Origin of the sequence: Serratia sp. PAMC26656 (assembly GCF_016469055.2) — a bacterium.
Taxonomy (GTDB): Bacteria; Pseudomonadota; Gammaproteobacteria; order Enterobacterales; family Enterobacteriaceae; genus Serratia; species Serratia plymuthica.
In genome coordinates, this window is sequence record NZ_CP150486.1 from 4,175,101 (window position 1) to 4,190,868 (window position 15,768).

At 53.8% G+C, this 15,768-nt stretch carries 15 protein-coding genes and 1 riboswitch; of the genes, 6 read left to right on the forward strand and 9 right to left on the reverse strand.

Going from position 1 to position 15,768, the window contains the following annotated elements; translation table 11 throughout:
* Positions 1–14 precede the first annotated feature (14 nt).
* From srlE to gutQ, 6 genes are all read left to right on the forward strand, one after another.
* On the forward strand, positions 15–995 hold the full coding sequence (gene srlE, locus JEM67_RS20645) for a PTS glucitol/sorbitol transporter subunit IIB (RefSeq protein WP_199637072.1): 981 nt from the start codon (positions 15–17) through the stop codon (positions 993–995).
* 23 nt (positions 996–1,018) lie between these two features.
* Complete coding sequence (gene srlB / locus JEM67_RS20650) at positions 1,019–1,381, forward strand: PTS glucitol/sorbitol transporter subunit IIA (protein ID WP_199637070.1); 363 nt, start codon at positions 1,019–1,021, stop codon at positions 1,379–1,381.
* Between the two features lie 10 nt (positions 1,382–1,391).
* Complete coding sequence (gene srlD / locus JEM67_RS20655) at positions 1,392–2,171, forward strand: sorbitol-6-phosphate dehydrogenase (protein ID WP_004951983.1); 780 nt, start codon at positions 1,392–1,394, stop codon at positions 2,169–2,171.
* 45 nt (positions 2,172–2,216) lie between these two features.
* Positions 2,217–2,573 carry a transcriptional regulator GutM gene (gene gutM / locus JEM67_RS20660; RefSeq protein WP_199637068.1) on the forward strand — a complete coding sequence of 119 codons (357 nt, stop codon included), beginning with the start codon at positions 2,217–2,219 and terminating at the stop codon, positions 2,571–2,573.
* 83 nt (positions 2,574–2,656) lie between these two features.
* Positions 2,657–3,430: a glucitol operon DNA-binding transcriptional repressor SrlR gene (srlR, locus tag JEM67_RS20665; RefSeq protein ID WP_004951988.1), complete on the forward strand. Its 774-nt coding sequence runs from the start codon at positions 2,657–2,659 to the stop codon at positions 3,428–3,430.
* A complete protein-coding gene (gene gutQ, locus JEM67_RS20670) occupies positions 3,423–4,394 on the forward strand; it encodes an arabinose-5-phosphate isomerase GutQ (RefSeq protein WP_013814113.1) in 972 nt (323 codons plus the stop codon). The genes srlR and gutQ overlap by 8 nt, the downstream gene beginning before the upstream one ends.
* 41 nt (positions 4,395–4,435) lie before the next feature.
* On the opposite strand, the gene JEM67_RS20675 is transcribed toward gutQ, so the two are convergent.
* The 9 genes from JEM67_RS20675 to JEM67_RS20715 form a co-directional block, all read right to left on the reverse strand.
* On the reverse strand, positions 4,436–4,894 hold the full coding sequence (locus JEM67_RS20675) for an inhibitor of vertebrate lysozyme family protein (RefSeq protein WP_004951993.1): 459 nt from the start codon (positions 4,892–4,894) through the stop codon (positions 4,436–4,438).
* Between the two features lie 86 nt (positions 4,895–4,980).
* Positions 4,981–5,781, reverse strand: a complete 801-nt coding sequence (gene thiD, locus JEM67_RS20680; RefSeq protein ID WP_006327254.1) for a bifunctional hydroxymethylpyrimidine kinase/phosphomethylpyrimidine kinase — start codon at positions 5,779–5,781, stop codon at positions 4,981–4,983.
* Complete coding sequence (gene thiM, locus JEM67_RS20685) at positions 5,778–6,572, reverse strand: hydroxyethylthiazole kinase (protein ID WP_013814115.1); 795 nt, start codon at positions 6,570–6,572, stop codon at positions 5,778–5,780. The genes thiD and thiM overlap by 4 nt, the downstream gene beginning before the upstream one ends.
* 36 nt (positions 6,573–6,608) lie before the next feature.
* Positions 6,609–6,700, reverse strand: a riboswitch (TPP riboswitch).
* A 1,037-nt stretch (positions 6,701–7,737) separates the two neighbouring features.
* Positions 7,738–8,508: a serine O-acetyltransferase gene (gene cysE, locus JEM67_RS20690; protein WP_199637066.1), complete on the reverse strand. Its 771-nt coding sequence runs from the start codon at positions 8,506–8,508 to the stop codon at positions 7,738–7,740.
* Positions 8,509–8,531: 23 nt separating this feature from the next.
* The gene (locus JEM67_RS20695) at positions 8,532–9,749 is read right to left on the reverse strand and encodes an aminotransferase class V-fold PLP-dependent enzyme (protein WP_199637064.1); all 1,218 of its coding nucleotides are present in this window, start codon (positions 9,747–9,749) and stop codon (positions 8,532–8,534) included.
* Positions 9,746–11,026 carry a phenylacetate--CoA ligase family protein gene (locus tag JEM67_RS20700; protein WP_199637062.1) on the reverse strand — a complete coding sequence of 427 codons (1,281 nt, stop codon included), beginning with the start codon at positions 11,024–11,026 and terminating at the stop codon, positions 9,746–9,748. Before JEM67_RS20700 ends, JEM67_RS20695 begins: the two co-directional genes overlap by 4 nt.
* Positions 11,023–12,024, reverse strand: coding sequence for a TauD/TfdA family dioxygenase (locus JEM67_RS20705; RefSeq protein ID WP_199637060.1), 1,002 nt, complete (start codon positions 12,022–12,024; stop codon positions 11,023–11,025). Before JEM67_RS20705 ends, JEM67_RS20700 begins: the two co-directional genes overlap by 4 nt.
* On the reverse strand, positions 12,018–15,155 hold the full coding sequence (locus tag JEM67_RS20710) for a non-ribosomal peptide synthetase (RefSeq protein WP_199637058.1): 3,138 nt from the start codon (positions 15,153–15,155) through the stop codon (positions 12,018–12,020). Before JEM67_RS20710 ends, JEM67_RS20705 begins: the two co-directional genes overlap by 7 nt.
* A gap of 24 nt (positions 15,156–15,179) precedes the next feature.
* A complete protein-coding gene (locus JEM67_RS20715; protein ID WP_199637056.1) occupies positions 15,180–15,752 on the reverse strand; it encodes a DUF6817 domain-containing protein in 573 nt (190 codons plus the stop codon).
* Positions 15,753–15,768 lie beyond the last annotated feature (16 nt).

Below are 15,768 nucleotides of genomic sequence, written 5' to 3' on the forward strand. Positions count from 1 at the left end.
CCGTGGAGTGCAGCATGAGTGCTTATATCCGTATTGAGAAAGGCGCCAGCGGCTGGGGTGGCCCGTTGGAGATTGAGATCGAACCCGGCAAGAAAGTGGTGTACATCACCGCCGGCACCCGCCCTGCGATCGTCGATCGGCTCAGCGAGCTGACCGGCTGGCCGGCAGTCGACGGATTTAAAGAGGGCGAACCGCCGGCGGAAGAGATTGGCGTGATGGTGATCGACTGCGGCGGCACCCTGCGCTGCGGGTTATATCCGAAGCGCCGCATCCCGACGGTCAATATCCACGCCACCGGCCAGTCCGGCCCGCTGGCGCAGTTTATCCTCGAGGACATTTACGTCTCCGGCGTACGCGACAACAACATCAGCCTGGTGGCGTCGGCAACCGGTACGGCGCAAAAGGCCCCCGCCCCGCAGCCCAAAGGGCGGGATTACGACACCAGCAAAAAAATCACCGAACAGAGCGACGGCCTGCTGGCCAAGGCCGGCATGGGCATGGGTTCGGTGGTGGCGGTGTTCTTCCAGGCTGGGCGCGACACCATCGACACAGTGCTGAAAACCATCCTGCCGTTTATGGCGTTCGTCTCGGCGTTGATCGGCATCATCATGGCCTCGGGTCTGGGTGATTTTATCGCCCACGGCCTGACGCCGCTGGCCAGCAGCCCAATCGGCCTGGTGACGCTGGCGCTGATCTGTTCCTTCCCGCTGTTGTCGCCCTTCCTCGGCCCCGGCGCGGTGATCGCCCAGGTAATTGGCGTACTGGTCGGGGTGCAAATCGGTCTCGGGCATATTCCGCCGCAGCTGGCGCTGCCTGCGCTGTTTGCGATTAACGCGCAGGCTGCCTGCGACTTTATTCCGGTCGGCCTGTCGCTGGCGGAAGCCAAACAGGACACCGTGCGGGTCGGCGTGCCGTCGGTACTGGTCGGGCGTTTCCTGACCGGTGCGCCAACGGTACTGATCGCCTGGGCCGCTTCGGCCTTCATCTATCAATGACACTGTTTTGCAGGGAAAAGATCATGCACACCATTTTCCACACCACCATTACGCAGATTGGCGGCAGCGCTCGTGAGGCATTGCAGGATGAGATGCTGATTACCTTCCGCGAAGGCGCGCCGGCGGACATCGAAGAGTTTTGCTTTATCCATCGGCACGGCGACACCGCCGGCGAATTGCAGGTCGGCGGCTGGATGGAGCTGGCGGAGCAGCGTTATCCGATCACCGCCGTCGGCAGCGTCGCGACGCAAAACCTGCGCGAGCTGGGTCATGTCACCGTACGCTTCGACGGCGTAACCCAGGCCGAGTTTCCGGGTTCGATCCACGTTTCCGGCGCCACGCCGGCTGATATCCCGTTAGGCAGCACGCTGAAATTTATTGCATAAGGAGTAGACCATGTCTGAAGTAGCGGTAGTGATTGGCGGCGGCCAAACCTTAGGTGCGTTTTTATCCCACGGCCTGGCGCAGGCGGGTTACCGGGTCGCGGTGGCCGATTTGAACGCCGACAATGCCCGGCAGGTGGCGCAACAGATTAACCATGAGTTCGGTGCGGGCCGCGCCCAGGCTTTCCAGGCCGACGCCACCGACGAGCAAAGCGTCATTGCGCTGGCGGCGGCGGTGGATCAGGCGTTCGGCCAGGCCAATCTGCTGGTTTACAGCGCCGGTATCGCCAAGGCGGCGCCGATCACCGATTTCCTGCTGGGGGATTTTGACCGCTCGTTGCAGGTCAACCTTGTCGGCTATTTTCTGTGCGCCCGCGAGTTTTCCCGCCTGATGATCCGCGACGGCGTGGCCGGCCGTATCATCCAGATCAACTCCAAATCCGGCAAGGTGGGCAGCAAGCACAACTCCGGTTACAGCGCGGCCAAGTTCGGCGGCGTGGGGCTGACCCAGTCGTTGGCGCTCGATCTGGCGGAATACGGCATTACCGTGCATTCACTGATGCTCGGCAACCTGCTGAAGTCGCCGATGTTCCAGTCGCTGCTGCCGCAATACGCACAAAAGCTGGGGATCGAGCCGGATCAGGTCGAAAAATATTACACCGACAAGGTGCCGTTGAAACGCGGCTGCGACTATCAGGACGTGCTGAACACCCTGCTGTTTTACGCCAGCGACAAGGCGTCTTACTGCACCGGCCAGTCGATTAACATCACCGGCGGCCAGGTGATGTTCTGATGTGATCGCCTCCCCCTCCACCCGGAGGGGGATTAAGGAGGCATTATGACTCAAGCATTGGTTATCTTCGCCGTACTGGCCTGGCTGCTGCAAATCGGCCTGGGCGGGTGGCAAATCCGCCATTTCAACCGCGCCTTCGATCGCCTGTGCCGGCAGGGCACCGTCGGCGTCGGGCGCTCCGGCGGCCGTTTTCGACCCCGGGTCGTGCTGGCGCTGGCTTTCGACACCGAGCGGCGAGTCTGCGGCAGCCTGATGATGCGCGGCCTGACCATCTTCGCCCGCCCGCAGCCGCTCACGCATTTGCACGGCCTGCATCAACAGGATTTGCGCCCGGATGTGATCTTCCCCGAGGATCGCGCATGCCGGACTGCACTATCGTTAGCGATTGCCCCTAAATCATGATATTTTCACATTAAAAGACATTACCTTTCATATTGAATTATTCGCTGAAGGGAAATGCCCACCTCTTGTGAACGGGAATCGCGATGAAACCAAAGCAGCGGCAGGCCGCTATCCTTGAATATCTGCAGCGGCATGGCAAAACGGCAGTGGACGCCCTGGCCGAGCATTTTTCCACTACCGGCACCACCATCCGCAAGGATCTCACCCTGCTGGAAGACGAAGGCGAGGTGATCCGCACTTACGGCGGCGTGGTGCTCAGCCGCGACGACGGCGACCAGCCGATCGACCGTAAAACCCATATCAACAGCGAAAAGAAACGCCAAATCGCTTACGCCGCCATCAAGCTGATTAACGACGGCGACTCGCTGATTTTCGATGCCGGCAGCACGGTGCTGCAAATGGTCCCGCATCTGGCGCAGTTCAATAACATCACGGTGATGACCAACAGCCTGCATATCGTCAACGCGCTGGTGGAACTGGACAACGACCAAACCATCCTGATGCCCGGCGGCACCTACCGCAAAAAATCGGCCTCGTTCCACGGCAGCCTGGCAGAGTCGGCGTTCCAGAAGTTCAGCTTCGACAAGCTGTTTATTGGCGCGGACGGGGTCGATCTCAACGCCGGCGTCACCACCTTTAACGAGGTGCATAACGTCAGCAAGGCAATGTGCGAGGCTGCCAGCCGCATTATCCTGCTGGTGGATTCGTCGAAATTCGGCCGTAAAAGCCCGAACGTGGTGTGCGACCTGAGCGCCGTGGATACCCTGATCACCGATAAAAACATCAATCCGGATTACCTCGCCGCGCTGCAAGCGAAAGGCATCAATATCATTCTGGTAGGAGATTCCGATGAGTAACGCTACTGCCCTGCTGGCCTTTGCCCGCGAAACGCTGGAAATTGAGCTGACCGAAGCTCAGCGCCTGCTGGCGCGCCTGGACGACAATTTCGTCTGCGCCTGCGAACTGCTGTTGAACTGCCGGGGCAAGGCGGTGATTTCCGGCATCGGCAAATCCGGCCATATCGGCAAAAAAATTGCCGCCTCGCTGGCCAGCACCGGCACGCCGTCGTTCTTTGTCCATCCTGCGGAGGCGTTGCACGGCGATCTCGGCATGATCGGCGCCGACGACGTGGTGGTGTTTATCTCCTATTCCGGTCGCGCCAAGGAGCTGGATTTGATCCTGCCGCTGCTGGCGGAAAATAACATCCCGGTGATCGCCATTACCGGCGGCAAAGAGTCGCCGCTGGCGCTGGCCGCCGCCTGCGTGCTGGACATCAGCGTCGAACGTGAGGCCTGCCCGATGGGGCTGGCCCCCACTTCCAGCGCGGTCAATACGCTGATGATGGGCGACGCGCTGGCGATGGCATTGATGCGCCAACGCGGGTTCAACGCCGAAGACTTTGCCCGCTCCCATCCGGGCGGCAGCCTGGGCGCGCGCCTGTTGAACCGGGTACACCACCTGATGCGCACCGGCGATCGTCTGCCGCAGGTCAGTGAAAACGCCAACGTGATGGAAGCGATGCTCGAACTGAGCCGCACCGGGCTGGGGTTGGTACCGGTGTGCGATGCGCAGCAAAAAGTGGTGGGGGTGTTTACCGACGGCGACCTGCGCCGCTGGCTGGTGAAAGGCCATAGCCTGCAGGATGCGTTAGGCCCGGCGATTACCCGCCCCGGCTACCGCTTGCCGGAACAGTGGCGTGCCGGAGAAGCGCTGGAGGCATTGCACGAACAGCACATCAGCGCCGCGCCGGTGGTCAATCTGGATGGCGTTCTGGTGGGCGCCATCAACCTGCACGATCTGCATCAGGCCGGCATTGGCTGAGTGCTTTACTTGAGGCGCAGGCAACTGCGCCCCAGGTCGTTTTATTTCCAGTCGGGATTGCTCTCGAACTGTTTTTTCAGCAGCGCCTTCATGTCTTCGTCCGGCTTGCCCAGCCATTGGTATTTGGCGTATTTCTTCGGATGATCGATCGCTTCAGGTTTGTTGGCGACCTCTACCCGCACGCCCCAGGCCTGGGATTTGTCTTCTTTAAACGCCACGATCAAAAAGTTGTTGGCGCAATCGTGCGGCTTGCACAGATTGCCCACCAGGTAGTTCTGCCCCTTCCAGCTCAGGCTTTGCGCCGGAGTGGAAGTGCCCATCCCCTTACGCGCCCAGCCCGGCAGGCGAGCCTGCCCCTTCACCATGTTCTGCCAGCTGGTTTGATAACCCGGCTGCTGGATCACGTCCGAGGTGGTAACAATCTGCTGGGCAACACTGCCCGCACTGAGGCTGAGTAATGCGCCGAAGATGGCGCAGCGAAGTGCGTTTTGTCCTGTCATGGCCTTCTCCCTTGGTTAAATCCGATCGTACCCGGCGAGCGCCGGGCATGGATCCAGTCTGACCACAACAACGGCAAAAAGTTGAATCACCACCACGCGTGAAAATGATGCACCGGCCCGATGCCGTGCCCCACTTCCAAGGTATCTGCCTGCTGCAATGCCTTTTGCAGATAGTCCTTGGCGGCGGCGACCGTGCCGGCCCAGTCTTCATGACGCGGGCGCAGCGCAGCCAACGCAGCGGAGAGCGTGCAGCCGGTGCCGTGCGTATGACGAGTCGCTACGCGCGGTGCAGTGAAGCGCAGTTCCTGCTCCGCGCTGAACAACCAGTCCGGGCTTTCGTTTTCGCTGAGGTGGCCGCCCTTCATCAGCACGGCCTGGCAGCCCATGGCCAGCAACGCCCGGCCCTGTTCGCGCATCTGGTGCTCATTTTCCGCCGGGGCGCACGCCAACAGAGCCGCTGCCTCCGGCAGGTTCGGCGTGATGATCGACACCTGCGGCAGCAGTTCGCGACGGATAGACTCTACCGCCTCCGGCGCCAGCAAGGGATCGCCGCTTTTCGCCAGCATCACCGTATCCAGCACCACGAACGGCGGCCGGTAGTGGCGCAGACGTTCGGCCACTGCCTGCACGATATCGGCGTTGGCCAGCATGCCGATTTTGGCGCTGTCGATACGCACGTCGCTGAATACCGAATCCAGCTGGGCGGCGACAAACGCCGGATCGATGTTATATACCGACTGCACGCCACGGGTATTTTGCGCCACCAGCGCGGTGATCACGGAAGTGCCGTAAGCCCCCAAGGCAGAAAAGGCTTTCAGATCGGCCTGGATGCCGGCGCCGCCGCTCGGATCGGTGCCGGCGATGGTCAAAGCGTTAATCCGTTTCATTGCAGCTCCTCCGCACGCAGTTGATACAGGGCGTCGAGAAACGCCGGGGTAAAGCTGCCCGGCCCCGCAGCTCGGTGCGTGGCCCGCTCGCCGCAAAGCGACATCACACGGCAAGCGGTCGCGACGTTGTCCAGTCGATCGCCCGGCAGGCTGCAAAATGCCGCCACCACCGCCGACAGGGCGCAACCAGTGCCCACCACCCGCGTCATCAGCGCATCGCCACCGGCGACCGCCCAGTCGCGCCGGCCATCGGTGATGTAATCCACCACGCCGGTTACCGCCACCACCGCGCCGCTGAGCTGCGCCAGTTCGCGTGCCGCCGGCAAAGCCGCCAGCGAGTCGTCGGTGCTGTCTACGCCGCGCCCGGCGGCCTGCCGGCCGCTCAGCGCCATAATTTCAGACGCGTTGCCACGGATTGCCGCTGGCTTCTCGCCCAGCAAACGACGGGCAAAGGCGGTGCGATACGCCAACCCACCTACCGCCACCGGATCCAGCGTCCATGGCGTTCCCGCCAAATTGGCGGCCTCTACCGCCGCCAGCATGGATTCGGCGCGCGAGGCATTGAGAGTGCCGATGTTGATTAACAGGGCACTCGCCATCTGGCTGAACTGCGCCGCTTCGGTCGGTTCCACCACCATCGCCGGGGAAGCGCCAAGCGCCAGCAATACGTTAGCCGTGAGCTCCTGCACCACTTCGTTGGTCAGGCAGTGGATCAGCGGGGGCCGTTGTTTGAATTGGGTCAGACAGGCCGCGGCGCGGGCGCCGGGTAAAGCATCAGGTCGAGCGAACATATTCCTCCCAACCGGCGTTCAAGAAGGCGGGTACCGGCTGGGGCACCGAGACTTCCCTACGCTGGCATAATCCAGATCAGGTAATACGGGTAAAATCTCAGCCCCTTGGGGCACCCCGAGTCTTTGAAAGTGTTAAGTTTTTTCAGCTTTTCACTGTAACCACTAAGAGATAATCATACCCTATAAATTAACCTGTTGACCACACCATACTCCAGAGTGTTGTACAGTTATATTCGACAAGTTTTAGGCCTAACCCAAAACCAGCAATGGATTGTCCATGCGAAAAGAAATATCGAACATTATTAGTATAATAAAAAACAAACTAATAAAAGTTTAACTTTATCATTAAAACAAACCAAAAAAACCTTATGACACTAAATAAAACTCTCTAAAAGCTAATACCCAATTATTAGTTAAGGGAGTTTACACTTGATATCTTCCTCAACTCAACTAAGAGATCATGATTATTATCTAAGAGCCAGTGTAATATTTCAGGGTTATATCTTAATGTATTTATTATTTTGCTTAACATTCAATGGCGTAAATTTTTAACACTTGAAATGACATATATTAAACTTCACATAGTTACTTTTAAATTAACACATAATCATAACCACTTCGCAATTATTTTTAAAATCAAATAAATTAACTCTGTAAGCCCCCCTGTAGCAGGCTGTCGACTTTACAGCTATTTCACTTTCCATGGAGATAAGACCATTACCTTGGTTTTTTGAATACCTCACTCGTGACTTGTTATCTACCGGTCTGCACAATAGACACCCTTTATATTTTTTAAAGGTCGGGTAGAAAAAAATCGCGCATTGATTATAGAATCTGAATAGGTTTCATCGGCGATTTAATTCGGCGTTCCGAAACGGGATTAGGGTTAAAGGTATTATATATCATAACGCATGAACGTTGGTTGTTTCTGGTCACGGTTTTATATATAGATCTTCCCGAAGAATCATTCTGTTAGACTATACAGGCCCGGATGAAAAATATAGTACTAAATACTTTCCTGATGGCCATGCAACAAAATAAATCGCAAAAAAATTGCTAATAAGGCCGTCCATCGAGCGGCCTTGTCGGCACTAGCGTTTGTAATTACCCTTGCTCGCAACCTTGGTACATAGATGACTCAGTTAGCTATTGACCGCCATAGACTTTATTGCCCATCTACAATACGAGCCGGAACACCTGCAACGGTTTTACCCTCAAGTACGCATTCCAGAACAACTGATCCTGCAGCTACCTTGGCATTATCCCCAATATTAATGTTGCCCAATATTTTGGCGCCAGCACCAATGGTAACGTTATCCCCAATTTTAGGATGACGATCACCATGTTCTTTTCCTGTACTACCCAATGTTATACTGTGAAATAGCGAAACATTATTGCCAATAATTGCCGTTTCACCAATAACAAGACAATGTGCGTGGTCAAACATAATACCCGAGCCAATTTTTGCTGCAGGATGGATATCAATTGATAAAACTTCTGACATGCGGCTCTGAATAAATAGCGCCGTTTCTTTTTTTCCTTGAATATATAACTCATGAGCTACGCGATAGCATTGCAAGGCGATAAACCCCTTAAAAAAAAGCATTACCTGCAGGTATCCATAACAAGCGGGATCTCTTTCTCTGAAAGCATGTAGATCAGACAGCGCCTGATTAATAATTTCAGGGTTATTGTTATAAACTTCAACGACAATTAGATACCAGTCTCTAAACCGGTCTTCATCCTTATTCAGTTTGTCCACGACACACCACGCAAGAGACGCATTAAAATTCGAGTGTGCAAGAATAGACTTATACAAAACCTGGTTGATAAGTGGATTTTTTACAAGAGCCTGACGAGCCTCTTGCTTCAAAATATTAAACATATAGGTAGATTCACCTACTTCAAGATATTCATCATTTTTAAAAAAACGCATGTATATGCTCACCTTAAAGTAAATTAAATTGTAGCCAAACCTACGCAGGTCGCCAGCTCATCAATAGCAGAAAAAAGCGTTTCGATTTCTGACAGTTCATTATAAATACAGGCAGAAATACGAATAACTTCACCCTGTGCTTTTTCAGTTACAAAAGGCTGTGCGCAAAGATAGCCACTGCGACACATGATGCCCCATGAATCACTCAGCAAACGAGTCAACTCCCCCGCCGGAATACTGCTGTCAAACTTCACGGAAAATATCGCATGCCGGTCCTTTGTATCGTGCGGTCCAAGTAACGACAGGAATGGGCGTTCTGCAATAGATTTCAACATCGCCTCTGACAATGCCCTGTCATGAGCACTTCTCAGGCTTTCATCACACTGCAGCAAGTAACGCACAGCGGCCCCAGTGCCTAATACAGAAGCGATAGCGGGTGTGCCGGCTTCAAGGTGGTATGGCGCACGTCTATTTATCTGCTTTTTCGCATCAACCCAATCCACAGTTCCACCGCCGTATTGCAGCGGTTTCAATTTTTCCAGTAAGGCATATTTTCCATATAGAAGACCCACTCCTGTTGGACCATACATTTTATGGGCGGAAAATGCCGCAAAGTCGACATCAAGCTGGTGAAAATCAATGCGCTCATGCGGCAGTGACTGAGCAGCGTCCAGGACGATAACAGCGTCAGAGGACGCCCTGATTAATTTCACCATCAGCCCGACCGGATGCACCACCCCCGTGACATTTGAACAGTGAGTTAATGCCACAACGCTTGGTTTTAGCGACAGTAACTCGCGAAAATGGTCCAGATCGAGCCGCCCTTCCGCAGTAGTGCGAATAAAGCGCACGTCAGCTGTTTGCCGCCAGGGAAGAATATTTGAATGGTGAGCATCCTCATTGACCAGGACAATGTCCTGCTTGCTGAGCTGCAGCCCATGCGCAACGATATTCAGAGAATGCGTAGTATTTCCGGTAAAGACCAATTCATTGGCTTGCGCGCCAATATAGTTAGAAATATCCAACCTTGCATGTTCATAATCATTCGATGCTTCATCGGAAAGTCGATGCTTACCGCGATGTATATTGGCTCCATTAAAGGTATAAAAATCACTGACCGCCTTAATAACCGCGCGAGGCTTGAGCGTAGTGGCGGCATTATCGAGATAAATAATTCTATTACCGTCAATCTCTTGCTGTAGGGCTGGGAAATCAGATTTACAGACCGGGGAATGGCTCACGGTTTTACCTCATGAAACTGAGAAATACAGGACTGGAATTTTCCACTGCGCTCACAGGGGATATAATCCACCGATAGGTATTCAATATCATCGGTGCCAATCAACGTACCGACGACATCCTTTATTCGAGCCAGGGTTAACGCATTAAACTGCTCATTAGCGATAAAGCGGAAGGTGAGTTTCCCTGCCTGGTTTTGCTCCATTTTGTAGAGGTCGATCCCCGGAGCATCACCCACAGCAGCATCTAAATCGGTCGGCGAAATACTCCTATTTCCCACCAGCAGATTCTGCGTTGCCCGCCCCTCGATCACCACGCGGGGTAAGGTACTACCGCAGGTACAAGAACCTGCGACAAAGCGATAGAGATCGCCAGTGGCATAGCGAATACGCGGGATGAGTCCATCATCGATGGTTGAAATGACCAATTCTCCTGGCTGGTTCTCCTGTACGTCCTCCCCATTTGCCAGCAGCTCAACGAAATAATCCTGGTTGTTGAGATGCAGGCTGCCGTGGTGGCATTCAAAGCCCAGATAACCCAGCTCTGACATGCCCAGCATGTTGCCCACCGGCACATCGTCACCGAAAAACTGGGTGATTTGCCGCCGCGCCACGTGGGTCAGTTGCGTGTAACCGCAGATGATGTGCAATTTGTTACTGCTGCTGATAGTCCTGCCCAGCTTCGCGGCCTGACGCGTCAAAAATGCCAGATGTGTGGGGTCCACCACCAGAATGTCCGGATTGTAAAGCGCGATTTCATCCAGCGCTTGATTGATCATCCGCAGAGGTGTCGCCAGCAGGTCATGCGCCACCGATAGGACCAATGTGCCATCTGCTAACGTGCGTTCTTCCATTGTACTCAAGCCAATACCACACTCGACATCTGAACAGTTAGGCGGCGCATAACGACACAACTTGAGCTTTTTCCCGGGCAGCCAGAGCGAATTAAACTTCTCATTTACGCTCAGGCTGGTAGCCTGCCGACGCGCCAGATCAAAGGAGAAAATCGCGCTGTTCAACCGCTCGCCCGACGTCCCCGAACTTTGAAAACGCATGACGTGCGGTGAGTTCAGGGTGTAACCCGCTGCCAATACGCCAAACGGATAATTTTTTCGGTAATGCATCTTACGCGTGACGGGCAGGCGCTTAAACGCCTGTACTGAGTCAATGGCATCGGGCACGATGCCCGACTCATCGATATGGTTACGGAAAAAACGCGCATGCTGATAAGCATATTCAATCTCGCGTTTTACATCCTCAAAATTGCCTGAATCGATCATGTCATTGCCACCATAATGGAACGTGGAGTTTTGAAAGGTCGCCGCCCGTGTGACATCGTCTCGTTATCAACGATCAGAATGTCCCCTTCTTCCCAGTCGAAGACTAACTCCTCCTGCTGGTAGGCCGCCCGGATGGTGGCCAAATCCGCTGCTGGGATCGGAGTACCGTCACCAAACAACGTGTTACGCGGCAGATCAATTTCACAAAACTCGAGACGTAATTCCCGCTCCGTCTCCGGAGGGAGGCTACTGACATGAAACAGGTGGGCCTGGTTAAACCAGATCCCCTGACCGCTGTGTTTATCGCGTATCGTAGCCTGACAAACCTGACGCGTGCGAAGCCTTCCCTCGCTCAGCCACTCAAACTGGATGCCGTTTTCAGTGCAATAGCGTTCCACTTCGCTGACTTCCTCCGTCTGGAAGACATCCTGCCAGCTCAAATCAAGCCCCAGGCCATAGTTACGCACATACATAACGCCATGTCGGTCAAAGCGTTCGATCAGATCTGCCGGTAAGCATTGGTACATTCTTTTACTGTCTGCTAAAGGGGTTTGTCCCCCGTCACCCGGTTTAACCGCGCAGTAGAAAAATAGACGCGTGGGCCAGTTCTGCGTGTAGGACATTTCGTTGTGCTGAGGAATATGCTGATCCGCCGGGTATTCGGTTGAGCTGTAAATCCCCGCACTGATGCTTTTACGCGGCGTTGACCGGTGGGTGTAGTTCAGCAACGTGCCCTGTGTCGCCTCAACCACCTGACGGAAAGCGTCGGCATCGGTTACGTTAAATCCTCGTAACAGCAGCGCGCCATTCGCGTTCAACCATTCGGTCATCTGCTGCAGGTGTTCCAGCACCCAAGCGTGCGCAGAAACGTCTTTACGATCGGGTATGACCATTTTTCCCCGCCGTATTTCATCCACCAACGGCACCAGTGTTACGCCTTGATGCAATGAGACTTTCACTACCTGGCGACGACCGCCAAATCGCGTTTCGGTTAACATGATTTTACCTCCTGATTTTGTGCCAGCGCCGTATCGATCTGCGCACTCAGTCCACTAACAGTGGCATTCATAAAGACAGAACGCAGGTTAAAAGGGATCGTGAACTGCTGACGGATCGCAGCCACCAGCCTTGTTGCAACCAGTGAATGGCCACCGATATCAAAAAAGTCATCGTGCTGGCCGACTGAGGCAACCTGAAGCAACGATTCGAATATTTCGGCAACTGTTTTCTCTGTGTCACTTTTCGGCGCCACATAATGGCTGTTATCGCCGGAATGCAGCGATTCGGGATGAGGAAGGAGTGAAATATCAATTTTCCCGTTATGGTTGAGCGGGAAACGAGACAACGCGACGACGTACGACGGCAACATAAAGTCCGGCAATTGCGTACTGAGGTAATCGCGCAGCGCAGGTTGCAGACCAACCGAACAGTCCTGCAACACCACATAAGCCACCAGATGTGCGCTGGCAGACTCACCCTGTTCAATGACGCAGCTATCCAGCACTTCGGCATGACGACGCAAAATCGCTTCGATCTCGGCAGGCTCCACCCGGAATCCACGGATTTTCAACTGTCGATCGATGCGCCCCAAGAACTCAAGCCGTCCGTTTGGCAAGCGGCGAACCTTGTCTCCGGTGCGGTATACGCAACCTTCGTCATGCCACGGATCCGCAATAAAGCGCGCGACATCCCGCTCTTCCGCGAACACATAGCCGGTGCTGACGCTTTCCCCCCCGATATATAATTCACCAACCGCACCATCCGGCAGCAAATGGCCATACGCATCAACAATGTAAGCACGCACGTGGCCTAACGGCTGCCCCAACGGAACGGTAGATGCCAGTGCCACATCCACGTCAGTTTCGACAACGCCGGCAATCACCCCCACGCAGGTTTCGGTCGGGCCATAATGGTTGAAAATCTTGCAGCCGTGGCTGAAGGAATTGAACAAACGCCACATCCCCCAGCTCAGCATTTCTCCGCCCAGCACCAGCGTTTTTTCTGGCATCAAGCGAGCCGGCTCCTGACACAGAGCAAACAACGAGGCTAAATGCGAAGGCGTGATCTTCAGAACATCAAATTGCGTTATTTCCATAAACGCGATTTGTTCCTGGGCTTCTTCCGCTTTAGAGTGCGGAGACATGATGATGCAACCACCGCTGGTTAACGCCGGGAAAATCGTCGTGTTACCTAAATCCGTGGTCAATGGGCCGACAGAAAGATAGACTAACGGACCTTTTATGCCGATACGTGTCTTAACCCCATCAATGTAGCGCGCGAGCGCGCGGTGCGTTACTTTTACCCCTTTAGGGTTACCCGTGGTGCCAGAGGTGTAAAGAATGTAAGCAAGCGCATCGGGGTGGATCGTCACCTCCGGCCCGCTCGAAGGATACACTGTCGCGGCTTCCAGCACGGCGGACAGACGAAGTGTAGCCTGTTCGCCAATAACATCGATTTCACTGCCGTCATCCTGAATCAATAACACTGGCGTGGTTTGCTGGAGCAAGGTTGCAACACGCTGTTCAGGCATAATGATATCTAACGGCAGATAGGCTGCCCCCGCTTTATTAACGGCGATAATCAGTGCTAAAAGGTAATCACTGCGTTCCAGCCGTAAAGCCACCGTGGAACCGGGAACAACCCCTTTAGCGACCAGCATATTGGCAATCTGGCTGGTCAGCGCATCAAGCGAACCATAACTCCAGATACGATCGTTAAAACGTAAAGCAGGCGCATTGGGCGTTTCCTGCGCTTGCCGAGCAAAAACCTGCGTCCAGGGTTCAGAGGCAGCCAGTGCAACAGGAGCAACCGTATTCTGCAACAGCTGTTGCTGTTGAGCCGTGTTAAGCAGAGCGAAATGCCCGAGAGGTTGTCGCGTATTAGCCAACAGTGCATTGACTGATGCATTAAAGGCTTGAGAAATCGCCTGTATGCCGGCATCGGGAATAGTGCCATTGCGCACATTCAGCGTGCAGCGCAATACCTCACCGACCTGTACCTGCAACATCAGATCGGTATCAAAATCAACGCGCGGCTGCGACTGGTTACACCAGTTAAGTTCTGCCAGGCTGATTGCCATTGCTGCTTCATCAAAATCAAAAGCAACATTTACTTTCTTGCTAATCTGATGAAGACCACTGGAACGTACCTGCACCAGCGGTTCATAACGTGATAAAGCGTCCTGACATTGCGTCAATAATTGTGAAAAATCATGGGTTGGTAACGGAGCCAGATTGAGCGTGACCGGCGCACTATAACGGCCGAGTGAATGCTGCAATTCAGCAAAAGGCCTTCCGAGCATGTTCACGCGAATGCTGACAGCATCAGGAGAGCCACAAAGTCGCCACAGACCCGCCGTCCAGCAGGCCAGAAACACCGCTTTTTGCTCCACCCCCAACCGATCAGCAACCGCCATCAGGCCCGACTGTTGCTCCACGCTCAGCGACAGTGGATGACGGCTAAAATCCGTTCTCTCTGATTTCATCTCCAACGGCAGGTTCAATGCAGTGGCGTTTGCCAGCTGTGTCTGCGCGTAGGTATCACCTTTATTAACGTGGTTTTTCTGATCTTCTTCCCGCTGCCACTGGGCAAAATCCACATATTGCACAACATGGTTTTCACCCACGGCCATTTGCTGGGGCAACGCATGATATTCAGCCGCAACCTGCTGCATCAGCAAATTCCCGGATAGCCAATCAAAGCCTATCGCAGGTACCTTGAGCAGCAATGTGTGATGATCTTCCCAAGAGAGTAAGCTCGCATTAATCGCATCATCACGATTGACAACCTCACCGCTTTCTAGAGCAGCCATTTCGCTTGCAATCACTGACTGTCTTTCGGCTTCCAATAATAAAACTATCTCATCGAGATGCAGTAAGGCAGTCTCACTGATTACCATCAGTGGATTTTTACTCTGACTTTGCAGTGTTCGATAGTGGGTGCGAAGGATTTCATTTTTCTCAACAATGTTATTTAGCGCCTTATTAAGAAGAATCTTATCCAGCACACCTTTAATATCGAATCGCAAACACAGGGTACGGAGATTTTCATTTACGCGCTCAGCACAAAACGCGTCCTGCTGGAAAGATAATGGGAAACCCTCCCATGTATTATCGGGCATTAATGTCATTTTATTTCCTCCAAAGAATTTGAATTAGCTGACTATCTCATTCCAGACACGTATCTTATTGCCACCAAAATACTCTGCGACCATTTCCCAGAATGCGCCGTATTGGGCAGGAATATTGGTGCAGGTATGATTTTTGTGCGTGGGGGCATGTGCAAGCACATCCGCTAATTTTAAGGTCAGCAGTTTTTCGAAATATTCACGAGTAACAGTAATGGCTTCGCCGCTACGGCGATCTTTTAATGCGGGTATGCCATCGGCTTTCAACAGGTTGCGAAAGCTTTTACTGAGCGACTCATAGCTCATCACCGAAAAATGATAAACCAGGCTTTCAACCTGAGTACCCGCGCAATTACGTACTATCTGGCGCTGGGTTTCAGGAATATCACCGATTTCATCCGTATGCAGGCCCTGTGTGCCATAACAGCCGTGGAAAAGACCGGCCAGGCACACCTGCTCCTCACACGACATCCGGAACAATATTTCGTAAGTACGGATCAGATGATTCATCAGGGGTTCATCCAGATGAGCAACCTTGTGTACGCCAAGCGTAACGAAGTCATTCTGATAACGTTCAACGACTGTAGCTGTTTCCATCATAAGATCCTCGAACAGT

Excerpts from the sequence above, each read along its gene's own strand:
- srlD (WP_004951983.1), top strand. The coding sequence starts at position 1,392 with ATGTCTGAAGTAGCGGTAGTGATTGGCGGCGGCCAAACCTTAGGTGCG.
- thiM (WP_013814115.1), bottom strand. The coding sequence starts at position 6,572 with ATGTTCGCTCGACCTGATGCTTTACCCGGCGCCCGCGCCGCGGCCTGT.
- JEM67_RS20710 (WP_199637058.1), bottom strand. The coding sequence starts at position 15,155 with ATGACATTAATGCCCGATAATACATGGGAGGGTTTCCCATTATCTTTC.
- JEM67_RS20675 (WP_004951993.1), bottom strand. The coding sequence starts at position 4,894 with ATGACAGGACAAAACGCACTTCGCTGCGCCATCTTCGGCGCATTACTC.
- cysE (WP_199637066.1), bottom strand. The coding sequence starts at position 8,508 with ATGCGTTTTTTTAAAAATGATGAATATCTTGAAGTAGGTGAATCTACC.
- srlR (WP_004951988.1), top strand. The coding sequence starts at position 2,657 with ATGAAACCAAAGCAGCGGCAGGCCGCTATCCTTGAATATCTGCAGCGG.
- srlB (WP_199637070.1), top strand. The coding sequence starts at position 1,019 with ATGCACACCATTTTCCACACCACCATTACGCAGATTGGCGGCAGCGCT.
- JEM67_RS20715 (WP_199637056.1), bottom strand. The coding sequence starts at position 15,752 with ATGATGGAAACAGCTACAGTCGTTGAACGTTATCAGAATGACTTCGTT.
- gutQ (WP_013814113.1), top strand. The coding sequence starts at position 3,423 with ATGAGTAACGCTACTGCCCTGCTGGCCTTTGCCCGCGAAACGCTGGAA.
- JEM67_RS20705 (WP_199637060.1), bottom strand. The coding sequence starts at position 12,024 with ATGTTAACCGAAACGCGATTTGGCGGTCGTCGCCAGGTAGTGAAAGTC.
- srlE (WP_199637072.1), top strand. The coding sequence starts at position 15 with ATGAGTGCTTATATCCGTATTGAGAAAGGCGCCAGCGGCTGGGGTGGC.
- JEM67_RS20700 (WP_199637062.1), bottom strand. The coding sequence starts at position 11,026 with ATGATCGATTCAGGCAATTTTGAGGATGTAAAACGCGAGATTGAATAT.
- gutM (WP_199637068.1), top strand. The coding sequence starts at position 2,217 with ATGACTCAAGCATTGGTTATCTTCGCCGTACTGGCCTGGCTGCTGCAA.
- thiD (WP_006327254.1), bottom strand. The coding sequence starts at position 5,781 with ATGAAACGGATTAACGCTTTGACCATCGCCGGCACCGATCCGAGCGGC.